Origin of the sequence: Bartonella sp. 220B (genome assembly GCF_026930205.1) — a bacterium.
GTDB lineage: Bacteria > Pseudomonadota > Alphaproteobacteria > Rhizobiales > Rhizobiaceae > Bartonella.
In genome coordinates, this window is the sequence record NZ_JANHOI010000009.1 from 41839 (window position 1) to 57853 (window position 16015).

Below are 16015 nucleotides of genomic sequence, written 5' to 3' on the forward strand. Positions count from 1 at the left end.
TAAGGCTTCAATGGTCAAGAATACAGAGAGCAACCCATGGTTTCTAAGAGAAAAAGTCCGCAAAAATCTCATAAGAAAAAAATTTTAGTCATTATCGATGAAACACCAGAATGCCGGCGTGCTGTTGCATTTGCCGCCCAACATGCGCAAAATACCAACAGAACATTGGTATTGCTCTGTGTTGTAGACAGTATAGAATTTCAACATTTCCTGGGTGTCAATAACGTTATGCGCACAGAATCAACGCAAATTGCTGATAAAATATTGCGAGAAATTGCCCATGATGTACGCAAAACACACGCTTTAAAAGCAGAAATCATTATCCGTGAAGGTGAAAAAATTGATGAAATTTCTAAACTCATCAACGAAGATAAAGAGATTGCACTGATTGTTTTAGCAGCCAGTGCCCATGCAGAAGGACCAGGACCACTGATTCAACTTATCGGAAATCGGGGAACGGCATTTTCAATTCCTGTTACCGTTATTCCGAGTAATATTGCCGATGAAAACATTGAATCTATAGCTTAAATAGGATGAGAGATCATGATCCTCCTCATCCCTTATCTAAAAGGCCTTATATAAAGGAGAGTCTATGTTTATTCAAACTGAAACCACGCCCAATCCTGCAACGCTTAAATTTCTGCCAGGTCGTGTGGTTCTTTCCGAAGGTGTGTTAGAATTTCGTGACCGTGAAGAAGCGGCTAAAAATTCACCTCTCGCTGCGAAACTGTTCAATATTCCTAATATCAATGGTGTTTTTTTAGGTTATGATTTCATCACGGTAAGCAAACAAGAGGGCGAATGGCAACATCTAAAACCCATTATTTTAGGCACAATTATGGAGCATTTTCTCTCTGGTGATCCGGTTATCACCACCAATGCCTCTGCACAAGCACAAACCGACGCGCTTAACGAAGAATTTTATGATGAAAAGGATGCCGAGATTGTCCTAACAATTAAAGAGCTCCTTGAAAAACGTGTCCGCCCAGCCGTTGCCAATGATGGAGGAGATATCACTTTTCGCGGTTTTGAAAATGGTATTGTTTATCTCAATATGCGCGGCGCCTGCGCCGGATGCCCCTCTTCAACCGCAACACTCAAACATGGAATTGAAAATCTTTTACGGCACTTTATTCCAGAAGTTTTAGGTGTAGAAGCAATGCCACAATAAAAAAGCAAACTACACCGAAAAGATGCTGATATTGTCCTAACAATTAAAGAGCTTCTTGAAACACGTGTTCGCCCAGCCGTTACCAATGATGGAGGAGATATCACTTTTCGCGATTTTGAAAATGCTATTGTTTATCTCAATATGCGCGGCGCCTGCGCCGGATGCCCCTCTTCAACCGCAACACGCAAACATGGAATTGAAAATCTTTTACGGCATTTTATTCCAGAAGTTTTAGGTGTAGAAGCAATGCCACAATAAAAATGAGATCAAAACAGCGATAAGCAAATACATCCGTGAAAAGAGTACTTCTATACTGTCATAAAACTAAATCCCCCAACCCCATCATGTCATCCATAAAAACAAAGAAGACTTTAAGTCCTTTATCATTTTCTATTCTCTTATAAGATCAAAGAAAAAGGATGATATTTCCTAATATCCATCCAAATTCTTACATCATAATGCGTGCTTTTTTAAAAGTTTTCACTTAACGCATGAAGCGATTTATGAGAATATAAGATTTCTTTGAAGTTTATATCACCAATTTTATTAAAGGTAATATAACTTTAATTATAGAAAAGTTTATAATATCGAATGGTTGATATGAATTTATTTTTAAAAAAGAGTCCATTGTCTCTTTTTTTTTCTCTCTTTATTTCTAAAGTTGGTGATACTGCTTATGAAGTTATATTTATTTTACTTGTCTTAGAATTAACAGATAACCCCCTTTTTACAGGTCTTGTGTATTTTTTTCGCTTTATCCCTTTTCTCTTTTTTGGTCCTATCGGAGGTTGGTTAGCTGATAATTTTTCTTTGAAGAAAAATATGATCTTCAGTGAATTTGTGAGATTATTAGCCTCATTACTCGTTTTTATAACCTCTATAACAGGGAGTACACATATTATTGTTCTTATTTTTGCGGCAATATGTACAACGATAGGAAGAAGTCTTTTTCAACCAAGTTTTCAAGCTGCTATTCCGAAAATATTTTCAATAAATGATCTGACAAAGGCAAATAGCGTTTCACAAATTATAGAAGAGACTGCATCCCTCATTGGCCCTTTAATTTGTTCGGTACTGCTTTTTTTCGCCAATAAATCAACAGTCCTCATTTTTGATCTTTTTACCTATTTTCTCTCTATTATAGTATTATTTAATCTCACGAATTTCAATGCAAATGAGAAGAAATCATTCCATTTTATAAAAATTTATCGAGAAACAGTTTCCTATCTTAAAGATATTTCTACAGAAAATAATAATTTATTTATGACACTGGTTGGCTCGTCTTTTGCTATTCTCTTTACGGGTGCAATTTTAAGATTTTTAATTCCAGCTTTTGTACTTTCCAAGGGTGGAGAGGAAAGCTTTGTGAGTTCTCTATTTTCTCTCATTGCTGTAGGAACTCTTCTAGGTGGTTTGTTATATAGTAAAATGATATTCAATATTACATCGTTGAAGCTCATGGTATTTTGGCTTCTCTATGGAATTATTATGTTTGTTATGCCTTTAGCTGCAACACTTTCTTTAAAACTCCTTCTCGTGTTAGCATTTGTTTTGGGATTTATTGGTGCATTTGTGGATATTAGTTTAGTCTCAGCGATCCAATTATACTCTCGTCGTGAAAATTTGGGTAAGAGTTTTGGAACCTTTTCAACTTTAGCAAACTCTGCTGAAGCCGTGTCTGGCTTTATTGCTGGGCTTTTTGCACTTGTGGGATTAGTGAGTTCTTTTTTAGCTATGTCTACACTCATTATTTCCACTGGAATGATTGGCGTTATAAAACTGAAGAAAAAGAAAGAGAGAGCACCCCTTAACACGACAAGTGATAACGATCATTGATCTCTTTGAGATCTCCATGCCATTTCTTTTTTCAAATGGTTATGATATTTGAAAACTTTAAAAGAATGGAAGGAATTCCGCCCCCCTCTATCTTCATCTCAAACACCCCCTATATCTTCGGCACAAGCAATTGCGCTTTAACAAACGAACATGCTTAAACTTTAGTTCCTCTCAAATCTTTTTTACGAATTCCGACTTCAAGCCAATCTGACCAATGCCCGGAATCTTACAGTCAATATTATGATCCCCATCCACAAGGCGAATATTCTTCACCTTCGTTCCACTCTTGAGAACCGATGCAGCGCCTTTTACTTTAAGATCTTTTACCACCATAACGCTATCCCCATTTGTCAAAACCTGACCATTGGCATCATAAACGATATCGAGGGTAGGTTCTTCACTCTTTTGGGGCCATTCATGTGCACATTCAGGACAGACAAAATTTTCACCCTCTTCATAAGTATAAAGACCACCACAGTGAGGACATTTAGGATATTCACTCATAAGATTCCCTCTTTGATTCAAGAAACATCATCTTTAGAGCTCCATAGAGCAAGACGTGTCCATTGTCCATGACTAAAGCAAAACACGAACATGGCATTTTCTCTTCAGAATTCTTAAAGGTTAAATGCACCCCAAAAGAAATAAGGGTAAAATTTCATAACATCCGATAGAGAACATTCTCAAAAAAAAATCATCACCCCTCACAACACTTCTTAAGAAAACAATGCATCAATGAAAGGTAAGGTCTGTTCGGTACAAGAAAAAACATTGCAATCCTATAAAGAGCAACCCCATAAAACGGATTCACTTTGTCCATTTTTTCCCCTTATAAAGAAGCTAAAAACCCATTTTCTCCACGAGGCGTCATAAAATGTCTCTCGTCAGCATTGAGCAAGCATTGCGTTAGTCATAAAACAAGCGGACAATTGAAAAAACATGTCGAGAGAACAGAACGCAAAACCTTTACAGGGGAAACAACTCCCAAAGGACTCAAAGCACCAAATTCACAGGATAGACACTTCCACAATCCCCCCTCTGCTCCCTTGGAATGAAAAAAATGGTTAAAAAAAACGGGCCCAATGGACCCGTCCTTTTTATCTTGGCGAAAGATCTTAGAAATCCATTCCGCCCATTCCACCCATTCCACCACCAGGCATTGGAGGCATTGGAGTTTCTTTCTTTGGCATTTCAGCAACCATTGCTTCTGTTGTAATAAGAAGGCTTGCGATTGAAGCAGCATTCTGGAGAGCAGAACGCACAACCTTCACCGGGTCAACAATTCCCAAAGCAATCAAATCACCAAATTCACCGGTTGCAGTGTTGTAACCATAGGTATCCGCATTGTTTTCCAACACCTTGCCGACAATAATCGCTGCTTCTTCACCGGCATTGGTAGCGATCTGACGTGCTGGTGCTTGAAGTGCACGACGAACGATATTAATACCAGCTTCTTGATCAGGATTTTTTCCTTTAACGGTGAGCGCATTTGCTGCACGCAACAACGCGGTTCCACCACCAGCAACAATGCCTTCTTCCACAGCAGCACGTGTTGCATTCAAGGCATCATCAACGCGATCTTTCTTTTCTTTCACTTCAACTTCTGTAGCACCACCAACACGGATAACGGCAACACCACCAGCAAGTTTAGCAAGTCTTTCTTGCAATTTTTCACGATCATAGTCAGAAGTTGTTTCTTCAATCTGCGCTTTGATTTGATTGACGCGTGCATTAATTTCAGCTTTTTGTCCAGCACCATCAATAATCGTGGTATTTTCTTTAGAAATATTGACCTTCTTTGCACGTCCAAGCATATCCAAAGTGACATTTTCCAGTTTAATGCCGACATCTTCAGAAATCACCTGACCCGATGTTAGGATAGCAATATCTTCGAGCATTGCTTTACGGCGATCACCAAATCCTGGTGCTTTGACAGCAGCAATTTTCAAACCACCGCGCAACTTGTTAACAACGAGCGTTGCCAAAGCTTCACCTTCAACATCTTCAGCGATAATGAGAAGAGGCTTACCAGACTGAACAACAGCTTCAAGCACAGGAAGGAGAGATTGGAGATTAGACAATTTCTTTTCGTGAATAAGGATGTAAGGATCATCAAGATCCGCCACCATTTTTTCAGCATTGGTGACAAAATATGGGGAAAGGTATCCACGATCGAATTGCATTCCTTCCACGACTTCTAATTCGGTTTCAGCCGTTTTTGCTTCTTCTACCGTGATAACGCCTTCATTACCAACTTTCTCCATAGCATCAGCAATCATTTTACCGATTTCTGCAGCACCATTAGCGGAAATTGTTCCCACTTGGGCAATTTCTGCTGAAGTTTGGATTTTTTTCGCTTTTTTGAAGAGATTTGCTACCACTTCATCAACAGCAGCATCAATTCCACGCTTGAGATCCATTGGGTTCATACCAGCAGCAACGGCTTTTACGCCTTCTTGTACGATAGCCTGTCCCAAAACGGTTGCCGTTGTTGTTCCATCACCAGCGATATCGTTGGTTTTGGAAGCGACTTCGCGCAACATCTGCGCACCCATATTTTCGAACTTATCTTCTAGTTCGATTTCCTTTGCAACGGATACACCATCTTTTGTGATGCGAGGCGCACCAAATGATTTATCGATCACCACATTGCGCCCTTTAGGACCCAGCGTTACCTTAACAGCGTTAGCAAGGATATCAACACCGCGCAACAAACGCTCACGCGCTTCACGGCCAAATTTGACTTCTTTAGCAGCCATTTAATTTCTCCTTGGAGTTATCTCAAATAGTACAAAATAAAAACTGAGATTCTGAATTAACCCAGAATTCCCATAATGTCAGATTCTTTCATGATGAGGAGATCTTCCCCATTAATCTTTACTTCAGTGCCCGACCATTTTCCAAACAAGATACGGTCTCCTGCTTTCACTTCGAGAGGCACACGCTTTCCGTTGTCATCAAGAGCGCCATTACCAACAGCAATAATTTCACCTTCTTGAGGTTTTTCCTTCGCAGTATCAGGAATGATGATCCCACCAGCGGTTTTATTTTCAGATTCAACCCGACGAACAACAACACGATCGTGTAGTGGGCGGAATTGTATATTAGCCATATTTTAAATCCTTAAAACTTAATATAATTGATAGAATTGAATTAATTTTAAGTTCCTACTAGCACTCTCAACTTACGAGTGCTAACAACAGTTAAGATATAAAATTGCTTCTTCTCAATGTCAAGGATTGTTCATAAAATAATTTCCCTAAAGATCTTTCAAAGACTTGCTTCTCTTTTCTATTTTGCGTTATCTAGCTTTTTATTAAATTTGCGAACAAAAAGGAACTTATCATGGTTGAAACACGTCAGGAAACGGATAGCTTTGGAACGATTGCTGTACGGCAAGATCGTTATTGGGGCGCACAAACTGAACGTTCTCTGCATAATTTTAATATTGGCAGTGAAAAACAACCTCTCAGTGTCATCTATGCTTTAAGCCTTGTCAAAAAAGCAGCAGCTGTTGTCAATATGGAAAAAGGCAAGCTTTCAGAAAAAATCGGTAAAGCGATCATTGCTGCGGCTGACGAAGTGCTTGCAGGTGCCTTTGACACCCATTTCCCCCTTTCTGTTTGGCAAACGGGCTCTGGTACACAAAGCAATATGAATGTCAATGAAGTGATTGCTAACCATGCCAGCATGCTTTTGGGAGGAAAATTAGGGAGCAAAAAACCGGTTCACCCCAATGACCATGTCAATATGAGTCAATCATCAAACGATTCCTTTCCCACAGCGCTTCACATTGCCACCACATTGCAAACACGCCAACATTTATTTCCCATTCTTGAAGCCCTTATTATGACTTTAAAGAAAAAGGAGGAAGAATTTGCCGATATCATCAAAATCGGCCGGACTCATACACAAGATGCCACCCCCTTAACTCTCGCACAAGAATTTTCGGGCTATCGTGCTGCCTTAGAAGCCAACCTTCAGCGCATTGAAACAGCTCTGAGCGATGTGCAAATGCTTGCCCAAGGAGGCACAGCGGTTGGAACAGGGCTCAATGCACCGCAAGGTTTTGATATTGCTTTTGCACAAACAATCAGTAGCCTTACAGGGATCACTTTTAAGACCGCCGACAACAAATTTGAAGCCCTCGCCCATCATGGAGCCCTTGCACATTTCCATGGGAGCTTGAATGCCCTAGCCGCCGATTTGTTCAAAATTGCCAATGATATCCGCTTCTTGGGTTCAGGTCCCCGTTCAGGATTGGGAGAACTCAACTTGCCCGAAAATGAACCAGGCTCTTCTATCATGCCGGGCAAGGTCAATCCCACCCAATGTGAAGCAATGACGATGGTTGCTTGCCAAGTCTTTGGTAACCATACCAGCGTGACATTTGCCGCAAGTCAGGGACATTTTGAACTCAATGTTTATAAACCTGTTATTGGCTATAATGTTTTACAGTCGATTACGCTTCTTGGTGATTGCATGCGCTCCTTTGATCTCCATTGCATACAAGGATTACGTGCCAATCGAATCCATATCCACTCTCTCATGGAACGCTCATTAATGCTGATAACCGCTCTTGCCCCAGAAATTGGCTATGAAAAAGCTGCCGAAATTGCCAAAGCCGCTCATAAAAATGATACAACTTTGCGTGCTGAAGCAATAAAAGCGGGCGTTTCTGGAGAGACTTACGACCGGCTTGTTGATCCTAAAAAGATGATTCATCCGCAATAAGCCTACACAATAAATCTAGACAAGACGCAATGAATGTAGAAAACAGATTTTGCTTGATGAAAACATCGGACCCTTCGCGGTTCGATGTTTTTTTCTTCCATCATTTCAAAATTGCTCCTTGCAAAGAGCACATAATTCTGCGCACGATAACCACAAAGTGCACGCCAGATGAGAATGATGATAGCTGGAACCCCGCAAAGCTCACCACACAACAAAGGCACCACACAACATGACAGAGAGAGACGTTTTCCTAACCCATAAGCTTTATGTAATGATATCGGGCTTTTCACGCCCTAACTGTTGTTTTACATTTAACAATTTCAACGCAGCCTTTTGCAAAGGCTGGAGCACTTTTTGCGGCTCTTGAAAATGTTTACGTGAATCAGCTTCATACTGCTCAAAATAAAGCCGCAAAGTTGCCCCTACGGTTCCCGTTCCCGATAAACGCACCACTAACCGTGCTCCATTTTTGAAAAAAAGACGCAGACCTTGCTTGCTGCTCACACTCTGATCAACGGGATCATGATAGGTAAAATCATCTGCTTTTTCGACCAGGAGTCCAGCAATTTCTGTTCCCGCCTGTGGTAAATGGGCACGCACATGCTCGATGAGTGCATGCGCTTTTTCTGCCTCCACTTCTTCATAATCATAACGTAAAGAATAGAAGCGCCCATAAGTGCGCCAATGATGTTGCACAATTTGTGCGACAGTTTTTCCTGTCACCGCCAAAAGATTTAACCAAAATAAGACCGCCCATAAACCATCCTTTTCGCGGATATGGTGAGAGCCGGTTCCAAAGCTTTCTTCGCCGCAAAAGGTTACCTTTCCCGCATCTAAAAGTGCACCAAAAAACTTCCAGCCGGTTGGTGTTTCAAAACAATTTAATTGTTTTTTTGCAGCAACCAAATCAACAGCACGCGTTGCTGGCATAGAACGAGCAACCCCCGCAATACCTTGGCGATACGCTTTAATGAGATGGGCATGATCAACCATAATAGCCAAGGAATCAGAAGGCGTGACAAATTGCTTACGACCAATAATAAGATTACGATCCCCATCACCATCAGATGCCGCCCCCAAATCAGGGGACTGCTTCGACATTAAAAAATCGTAAAGCCCCTTGGCATAAACCAAATTGGGATCTGGATGCCCTCCTCCAAAATTGGGTAAGGGAACACCATTCACCACAGTTCCTTCTGGAAACCCTAAACATTTTTCAAAAATTTCATGTGCATAAGGCCCCGTTACCGCATGCATGGCATCAAAACGCAAAGTAAGCCCTCTAGCGACGGATTTAGCAATGCAATCAAAATCGAAAATCTCCTGCATCAAAGCAACATAATCTGCGACAGGATCAATGATATCAACCTGCATAGACCCTATAAAGCTTGTGCCTTCTTTTTCTAAATCAACGTCTGGCGCCTCAAAAATTTTATAAAAAGAAAGACGCCTCGATGCGGCAAAAATAGCCTCACACAAGGAATCGGGAGCAGGCCCACCATTAGAAATATTGTATTTAATGCCACAATCCCCCTCTAAACCACCAGGATTATGGCTTGCGGAAAGAATAATCCCACCATAGGCACGTGTTTTGCGAATAAGATGCGAAACAGCGGGCGTAGAAAGAATGCCCCCTCTTCCCACCTTTACGCAAGCAACACCATTGGCAGCTGCCATTTTCAGGACAATTTGAAGAAGGGTGTGATTAAAATAGCGTCCATCTCCCCCAAGAATGAGGCATTTTCCCTCAATATCCCCAATGCTGTTAAAAACAGACTGTATAAAATTTTCAACATAATGGGGCTGTTGAAAAACCGATACCTTTTTACGCAAACCAGATGTTCCCGGTTTTTGATCCTCAAAAGCCGTTGTTAAAACTGTCGTTATCATCGTAAAAATGCCTTTATACTCTTGGCTTCAATTTTAAAGTGAATATCGCTAAAAGTCGACCACGAATTCTCCTTAATTCCACTTGACGGAATGAAGAAATACTTGCACAGTTATTAAATATAGAAGTTTTTTTACACCTTAATGAAACACGCTTTTAAAGATGAAAGCTGTTTTGAAACATAATTTTCGATAATGAAACACAATTTTCAATAAAAGACAGGAGCTAACCCATGATGAGAAAAACCGTTCCCAACGTTACCTTCCATACACGTGTTCGCGATGAATCGGTTGGTGGAGATAATCCTTACCGGTGGCAAGAAGTTAACAGTGATGCATACTTTAAAGGAAAACGAGTTGTTCTTTTTTCTCTTCCAGGCGCCTTTACCCCTACCTGCTCAACCTTTCAGCTACCCGATTTTGAAAAACTTTATGATGAATTTAAAAAACTGGGCATTGATGAAATTTACTGTCTTTCTGTCAATGATGCTTTTGTTATGAATGCTTGGGGAAAAGCACAAGGAATCAAAAATGTGAAATTAATTCCTGATGGCTCTGGCGAATTCACCCGCAAAATGGGTATGCTAGTTGCTAAAGACAATGTCGGTTTTGGCATGCGTTCATGGCGTTATGCTGCTGTTATTAACGATGGTGTGATTGAACAATGGTTTGAAGAAGCAGGTTTTTCAGACAATTGTACAACAGACCCTTATGAAGTTTCTTCACCACAAAATGTTTTAAAAAAACTGCAAAACTAATTGCGATTCAAAATCGCCTCTTTAAATTGAAAGAGCACAAACCTCACGGCATAAATTCCCTCACAAAGAAAAATTTATGCCGTTTGTTTGAATTTTTCATCGCACCCTATTGCCCGCCTGTTTTCACCACAAAAATCTGCAAGCAACCCATCACAGTGCCCGCTTAACCGACAAGCCAAAGACACCTTTTCCTCCCTCATAAAGAACATCAAAGTGCATACCATCTTTAAAACAGCTGCCTCTATTGCACTCTCCCCATCATCAACAAATCCAAAGCAATTTTGGTAACCATTTAAACGTATTTCTCAAGAATATTTTCCTTAAGAAGATAAGGGGGTTCTTTTCAGCCTGAAGACTTTTGTGCATCTTGCGTTGCCAAAATATCTTGTACCGTTTTGACGAGTTCTTCTTCATCAACCGTCACTTGCGCTGGTCGACTTTCGCGCCATGTTTGGTTATCCTTAATTTCATGAGACAAGCGCGCCCCTTCAACCAAATCTTTGATCTGTATTTTTCCGCTCTCACGCTCTTGTGATCCTTGGATGACAACACAAGGCGCTTGACGCCGATCTGCATATTTCATCTGCGCTTTCATTCCCGCTGCTCCTAAATAGAGTTCAGCACAAATTCCCGCATGACGCAATTGCATGACCATTTTTTGAGAGCGGGCAATCGCCTCTGGCTCTTTATCCATCATCAAAACTACAACGGGTCCAGTCTTTTTTTTCACAGGCAATTTTCCAAGATTTTGCAAGGCAGCGATCAAGCGTGAAACTCCTATGGAAAATCCCGTTGCTGGAATATTTTCCCCCCGAAAACGGGCCACCAACCCATCATAGCGCCCCCCCCCACCAACAGAGCCAAAGACAACCTTTTGTCCATCATCATTGAGAACATCAAACAGCAAAGCAGCCTCAAAAACAGGTCCGGTATAATATTCCAAGCCTCGCACCACTGAGGGATCAATTTTAATGCGGTTTTGCATGCCATTTTCGGCAAAGATTGTTTGCATTTCCTCAAGCTCACCAATCCCCTCAAGTCCTTGAACACTCTGACCAACGACTTTTCTCAAAGCATCAAGCGTTTCCTCTGCTGTTCCCGCTTCTGCTGAGAGCAAAGCAAGGATACAATCAATATCTTTGTCCTTAAGTTCTGCTCCTTTTGTAAAATCACCACTTTCATCCAAACGCCCCTTACCCAACAGCAAACGCACACCTTCAGGACCAAATTTATCAAGCTTATCAATGGCTCTCAAAACTGTTAAGCGCTTTTCAACCTTCTCATTGCCCCCTAAACCAATCAACTCTAGGACACTCTCCAGAATTTTCCGATTATTAAGACGAATAGCATACTCATGCTGTTGAAATCCTAATTTTTCCAAACTCTCCGCTGCCATCATGCAAATTTCGGCATCTGCTGCCACTGTTGGTGTTCCAACAATATCGGCATCAAACTGCATAAATTGCCGAAACCGCCCTGGTCCTGGTTTTTCATTACGGAAAACAAAGCCAAGACGATAACTACGATAAGGCTTTGGCAAAATTTCAAAATTCTCTGCAAAATAACGGGCAAGAGGAGCAGTGAGATCATAGCGCAAAGACATCCACTGCTCATCATCATCTTGAAGTGAAAAAACCCCTGCATTTGGGCGATCTTCATCAGGTAAAAACTTACCCAACACATCCGTATATTCAAAAATCGGTGTTTCAAGCGCTTCAAAACCGTAAAGTTCATAAACTTCACGAATCTGCGCAATCATAGTCTCAGTTGCATATAATTGTGCACTTGTACGATCAACAAAACCACGAGGCAAACGGGCTTTAGTTTTTTCTTGTTTTGATGACATGCTTTTCTCTCGTAACAATTTGTGTTCACGGATAACTTGTGTCTTATCTTATAGAAACAAAGGCTGCAATGACTTTATCAATCTGAAGCCTCTACAATATGTACCAAGCTTTGCTGTACAATACGCCAATCTTTACTTTACAAAGAGCATACCCCTCATCTTTAGAGGATAAAAACGCTTCTCCCTCCCATCTCATAAATTGCAAATTCCCATCTCTCCCTCATACAACCTTCTCCCCTGAACACATCTGCTTTAAATAATTCTCAGCACATTTCCACGCTTTCCCCTCCATGATCTCCCTCATCTTCAAACAGCTTTACGTTCTCTCAATCTCAAATGAGAAACATGCTTTTCAAAAAGCATGAAGAGCAACGGTTGATTTTAAATAAGCAGGACAATCATCTTCTGAAAGAAGCACTCTTCTTTAAGGAAAGGGCGTTACAGAGTTCGTGCATAGGCAAAAAACTTCAAGACAGAAGGGTACTTTTCGCTTGTTCCGCAAAGTCACGAATAAGCGCTTTTAAATCAACACTGTTGCGCCCCGCATCTGTAATGGATCTTGAAACAGAAGGAATAATATTCTGCCACAAATTTTGCGGAAACTGGTTTGTCAATTGTGTGATTGTTCCCCCTTGTGCTCCAATCCCTGGAACGAGAAACAGGCTGTTTTTTAACTGTTCAATTGTCTCTTTTGCTTCACTACCCAATGTTGCGCCAACAACCGCCCCGATAGGACCCACAGAATGATGTTGAGCAAAAGACTGGCTATTATAATCATAAATACGTTGTGCCAAATGAACAGAAACTGTCTGATCCCCAATGCGCGCATTTTGAATACACTTCCCCTCTGGATTAGAGGACTGAACAACCACAAAAATCGCGGTTTCTGTTTCCTCTGCAATCTTAAACAGAGGAATGAGAGCATCAAAACCAAGAAAAGGATTGACTGTCAGTGCATCCGCTTTAAATGGACTGCTTGAACCAAGCCAAGCTCTCCCATAAGCCTCAAGAGTAGAGCCAATATCCCCCTTTTTGGCATCAGCGATAACCAACAAACCTTGGTCTCGTGCATCTTCAATCAATTCTTTGAGAACGTGAAGGCCTTCCACACCATACAACTCAAAAAACGCGACTTGTGGCTTTATAACCCCCACATGCTCCACAACCGCTGTTAAGAGGATATCACAAAACGCTTTTAAGCCTTTATAATCACAGCTTAAGTTCCATGATTGCAAAACTTTATGACTAGGATCAAAACCAACACAAAGCGGTCCATAGACCTCACGTTTTTTTAAAAAATTTTCAGGAAACATTTTATCCTCAAACGGCGTCTTTTTAAAATTTCTAATACAATGACAAAGCGTTTCATTGATCAAAATGACCGGTATCATGTTTTCACAAAAAAGAAAATATTTTCCCATTCCACGACAGAAAGAACCGAACAAGTTCCACGACATTGCAAAGAAAACAAGCGATCATTTCCCCTCCTCCCGTTGTGCCTGTTCTGCTTTCCTTCAAAACATTCGTCTCACAAAGCCAATACTCCATAAATTGCTCTCTAATCTAAAAAGAAGTATCACCAATGGTCTCACCATCAAAATCCGTGCCCCCCATCATAACGTGATATCTCCCATTATAATCATTCCTTTCTGCTTTCGGACTTTCCCCTCCATTTTTGGTGCGTCTCCACCCATTTTGGGCGCATCATTCGCACTGATTTGTCTCTTTGGGAATATAATGGGGGGAACATAATGGAGAAAAAGGCATTTTATCTTCAGCATCATTCAAGGAGATAAAAACATGGAAACCCGCATTCCTGAAGACACACCATTCGATACCCATTTTCTAGGAGAAACATCTCTAGAAACAGAATATCCCTTTTTTCAAACACCCATTTCATGGTCCGCAATCTTTGCTGGACTGGTCACAGCCCTTGCCACTTCGATCTGCTTATCCTTTCTGGTTGCAGCATTAGGCTTCAGCCAAATGGACTTCACCTCTTCCATCCCTTTTGAAGGAACCTTTCTCTCTGTTGGCATGGGATCTCTTATCGTCATGTTGATCAGCCTTGCTTTGGGAGGATTTGTTGCTGGACGTTTTGCAGAATCCTCAGGCATACTTCATGGCTTTCTCACTTGGGCTCTGTTAACCCTTATCATGGCGCTCCAAGCCATCCACGTGGTTTCAAATACAGCAAGTTTCAGCACTAAAGCTACTCTCGAAAACACCTCTGCAATCCAACAAACCGTGGACAGCTTTAAAACAAATTTTTCCCCTCTGCTTGCAAAATTAAACAGCGAAAATTTGGAAAAGTTTTTTACAAAAAACGATGACAATGGTATCAATTTTGACAAATTGCGTGCTGAATTACGCACAGTTCTCAATAAAAGTGATATACCTGCTCTCAATCCTGAACGCTTGAAGCAATCTTATCAAGCTGCCCTTAACGATATTGGTTCTGCGATAACAGCTTTCAAAAAGGATCCTTCTCACATTCGCATTTATTTGAAAGATCTGGGTGACCGCCTTTCTGATCGTGCACAGGCGCTAACAGCAAAGTTTGATCGAGGCGATATCATCAACACCCTTATGCATGATGGCATGACACGCGCTGAAGCACAAACAAATGCCAACCATGCACTTCATGTCTATCAAAGAGCAGAGGCAAAAATAGAACAAGCTCTAAAAACTCTTGAAGAACAGGCAGAAACACTCTCGGACAATCTTGAGGATGCCATAAAGGGAGCAAAAAACACTGCAACTAAAACCACCAAAACAGCCTCTCAGATGGGCTGGTGGGGCTTTTTAGGAGGCCTGATTGGCGCCGTAATTTCCAGTGTTTTTGGTTATTATGGCTACAGAAGCCGTAAGGACACTTTCATGCTGTAAAACTGCAAGTGCATAAAGCATAAAATAAAGAAAAAGCTGTACTAAACTGTACAGCTCTTTTTGTAAACTGCTTTTCTTACATGGCATAACGATTTTCTCTTTATAGGCTTTTTGCTCTCAACATAGATGTATAGTGTTTTTTTCTATCAACATATTTTTACGTGGAAAGACTTATGAATACTATTAGCCCTTCCTCATGGTTTTATGGGGATATATGCATTCGTATGTTTTTTCCTTTTTCCGTGGTATTTCCATTATACCTCATCTGGAAAAACAGGTCTCGTTTAAAAGCTTTTTGTGGGCTCAAGGAAAAGCTGGTTTTCCCCTTACATTTTTCCTAGTTTCCCCTTACATTCCCCCTATTATTTCTCTATTGTTTTTACTGGTTGTGTTGATGCAAGGTGGTAGATTTCCAAATGTTTTGACAGCAACTTACGCGCTTCTACGCTTTTCCCATGCCTTTTCTTTAGAGGGAATGATTTGAGTAGTCCCCCTTTATTACGCCCCCTTATTGTTGTAGGCAAGCAAATTTCTTAAGCGCGAGCCCTACATATAACGCTGAGTGTGTTTCGGCGCTTTTGTATTTTTTCTTGTTTCCAAGGATGGTTCTGGTGCACTTTATTAGGGTTGCGGAGGCATTTTTTTTATGAAGTTAGAGCAGAATCGTTGGATTTTTTTCTTCACATACTTATTTGTATTGTGTGAGCTTATGAATCTGGTGTTTTTTGAACAACTTTTGCTTTCAAGTTAGGTTTGCTAAGCGCATAGGGAAAAAGGGAAAACTTTTCAAAAGTCAATAGAAATATAGTTTCCCGCTCTTTATTCTAAAAACCGCTCCCTCCACAACACAAAATACATCCCCCGCCCCTGATGAAGTGTAGCAGTGTCATCTTT

Annotated in this window: 12 protein-coding genes and 1 pseudogene; 7 read left to right on the plus strand and 6 right to left on the minus strand. The window is 40.9% G+C overall.

Translation table 11 applies throughout. The annotated features are described in order from the left end of the window. The first annotated feature begins 36 nt into the window (after nt 1-36). The 4 genes and pseudogenes from NPX99_RS06645 to NPX99_RS06660 all read left to right on the plus strand — a co-directional run bounded on the left by NPX99_RS06645 (nt 37) and on the right by NPX99_RS06660 (nt 3007). Nucleotides 37-528 (plus strand): universal stress protein, encoded by a 492-nt coding sequence (locus NPX99_RS06645; RefSeq protein ID WP_269031096.1) that lies wholly within the window; start codon nt 37-39, stop codon nt 526-528. 64 nt (nt 529-592) lie between these two features. After that, a complete protein-coding gene (locus NPX99_RS06650; RefSeq protein ID WP_269031097.1) occupies nt 593-1171 on the plus strand; it encodes a NifU family protein in 579 nt (192 codons plus the stop codon). Between the two features lie 18 nt (nt 1172-1189). After that, nucleotides 1190-1429: pseudogene (locus tag NPX99_RS06655) on the plus strand (NifU family protein); the annotation flags it as partial. 342 nt (nt 1430-1771) lie between these two features. Continuing rightward, nucleotides 1772-3007: an MFS transporter gene (locus NPX99_RS06660; RefSeq protein WP_269031110.1), complete on the plus strand. Its 1236-nt coding sequence runs from the start codon at nt 1772-1774 to the stop codon at nt 3005-3007. 171 nt (nt 3008-3178) lie between these two features. Here the strand turns inward: NPX99_RS06660 and NPX99_RS06665 are convergent, their stop codons facing one another. From NPX99_RS06665 to groES, 3 genes are all read right to left on the minus strand, one after another. Further along, the gene (locus NPX99_RS06665) at nt 3179-3511 is read right to left on the minus strand and encodes a zinc ribbon domain-containing protein YjdM (RefSeq protein ID WP_269031098.1); all 333 of its coding nucleotides are present in this window, start codon (nt 3509-3511) and stop codon (nt 3179-3181) included. 611 nt (nt 3512-4122) lie between these two features. Then, nucleotides 4123-5766: a chaperonin GroEL gene (gene groL / locus NPX99_RS06670; protein ID WP_269031099.1), complete on the minus strand. Its 1644-nt coding sequence runs from the start codon at nt 5764-5766 to the stop codon at nt 4123-4125. Between the two features lie 56 nt (nt 5767-5822). Beyond that, nucleotides 5823-6119 carry a co-chaperone GroES gene (groES, locus tag NPX99_RS06675; protein WP_004865053.1) on the minus strand — a complete coding sequence of 99 codons (297 nt, stop codon included), beginning with the start codon at nt 6117-6119 and terminating at the stop codon, nt 5823-5825. 233 nt (nt 6120-6352) lie between these two features. Between groES and fumC the strand changes: the two genes are divergently transcribed. Then, nucleotides 6353-7741 (plus strand): class II fumarate hydratase, encoded by a 1389-nt coding sequence (gene fumC / locus NPX99_RS06680; protein WP_269031100.1) that lies wholly within the window; start codon nt 6353-6355, stop codon nt 7739-7741. A 264-nt stretch (nt 7742-8005) separates the two neighbouring features. On the opposite strand, the gene NPX99_RS06685 is transcribed toward fumC, so the two are convergent. Next, nucleotides 8006-9631: an alpha-D-glucose phosphate-specific phosphoglucomutase gene (locus NPX99_RS06685; RefSeq protein WP_269031102.1), complete on the minus strand. Its 1626-nt coding sequence runs from the start codon at nt 9629-9631 to the stop codon at nt 8006-8008. A 230-nt stretch (nt 9632-9861) separates the two neighbouring features. Between NPX99_RS06685 and NPX99_RS06690 the strand changes: the two genes are divergently transcribed. After that, nucleotides 9862-10386, plus strand: a complete 525-nt coding sequence (locus tag NPX99_RS06690; protein ID WP_269031103.1) for a peroxiredoxin — start codon at nt 9862-9864, stop codon at nt 10384-10386. A 343-nt stretch (nt 10387-10729) separates the two neighbouring features. Here the strand turns inward: NPX99_RS06690 and hisS are convergent, their stop codons facing one another. Then, complete coding sequence (gene hisS, locus NPX99_RS06695) at nt 10730-12232, minus strand: histidine--tRNA ligase (RefSeq protein WP_269031104.1); 1503 nt, start codon at nt 12230-12232, stop codon at nt 10730-10732. Between the two features lie 467 nt (nt 12233-12699). Beyond that, on the minus strand, nt 12700-13545 hold the full coding sequence (gene pyrF / locus NPX99_RS06700) for an orotidine-5'-phosphate decarboxylase (RefSeq protein WP_269031105.1): 846 nt from the start codon (nt 13543-13545) through the stop codon (nt 12700-12702). Nucleotides 13546-14032: 487 nt separating this feature from the next. Between pyrF and NPX99_RS06705 the strand changes: the two genes are divergently transcribed. Beyond that, the gene (locus tag NPX99_RS06705) at nt 14033-15121 is read left to right on the plus strand and encodes a YrzE family protein (RefSeq protein WP_269031106.1); all 1089 of its coding nucleotides are present in this window, start codon (nt 14033-14035) and stop codon (nt 15119-15121) included. The last annotated feature ends 894 nt before the right edge of the window (nt 15122-16015 follow it).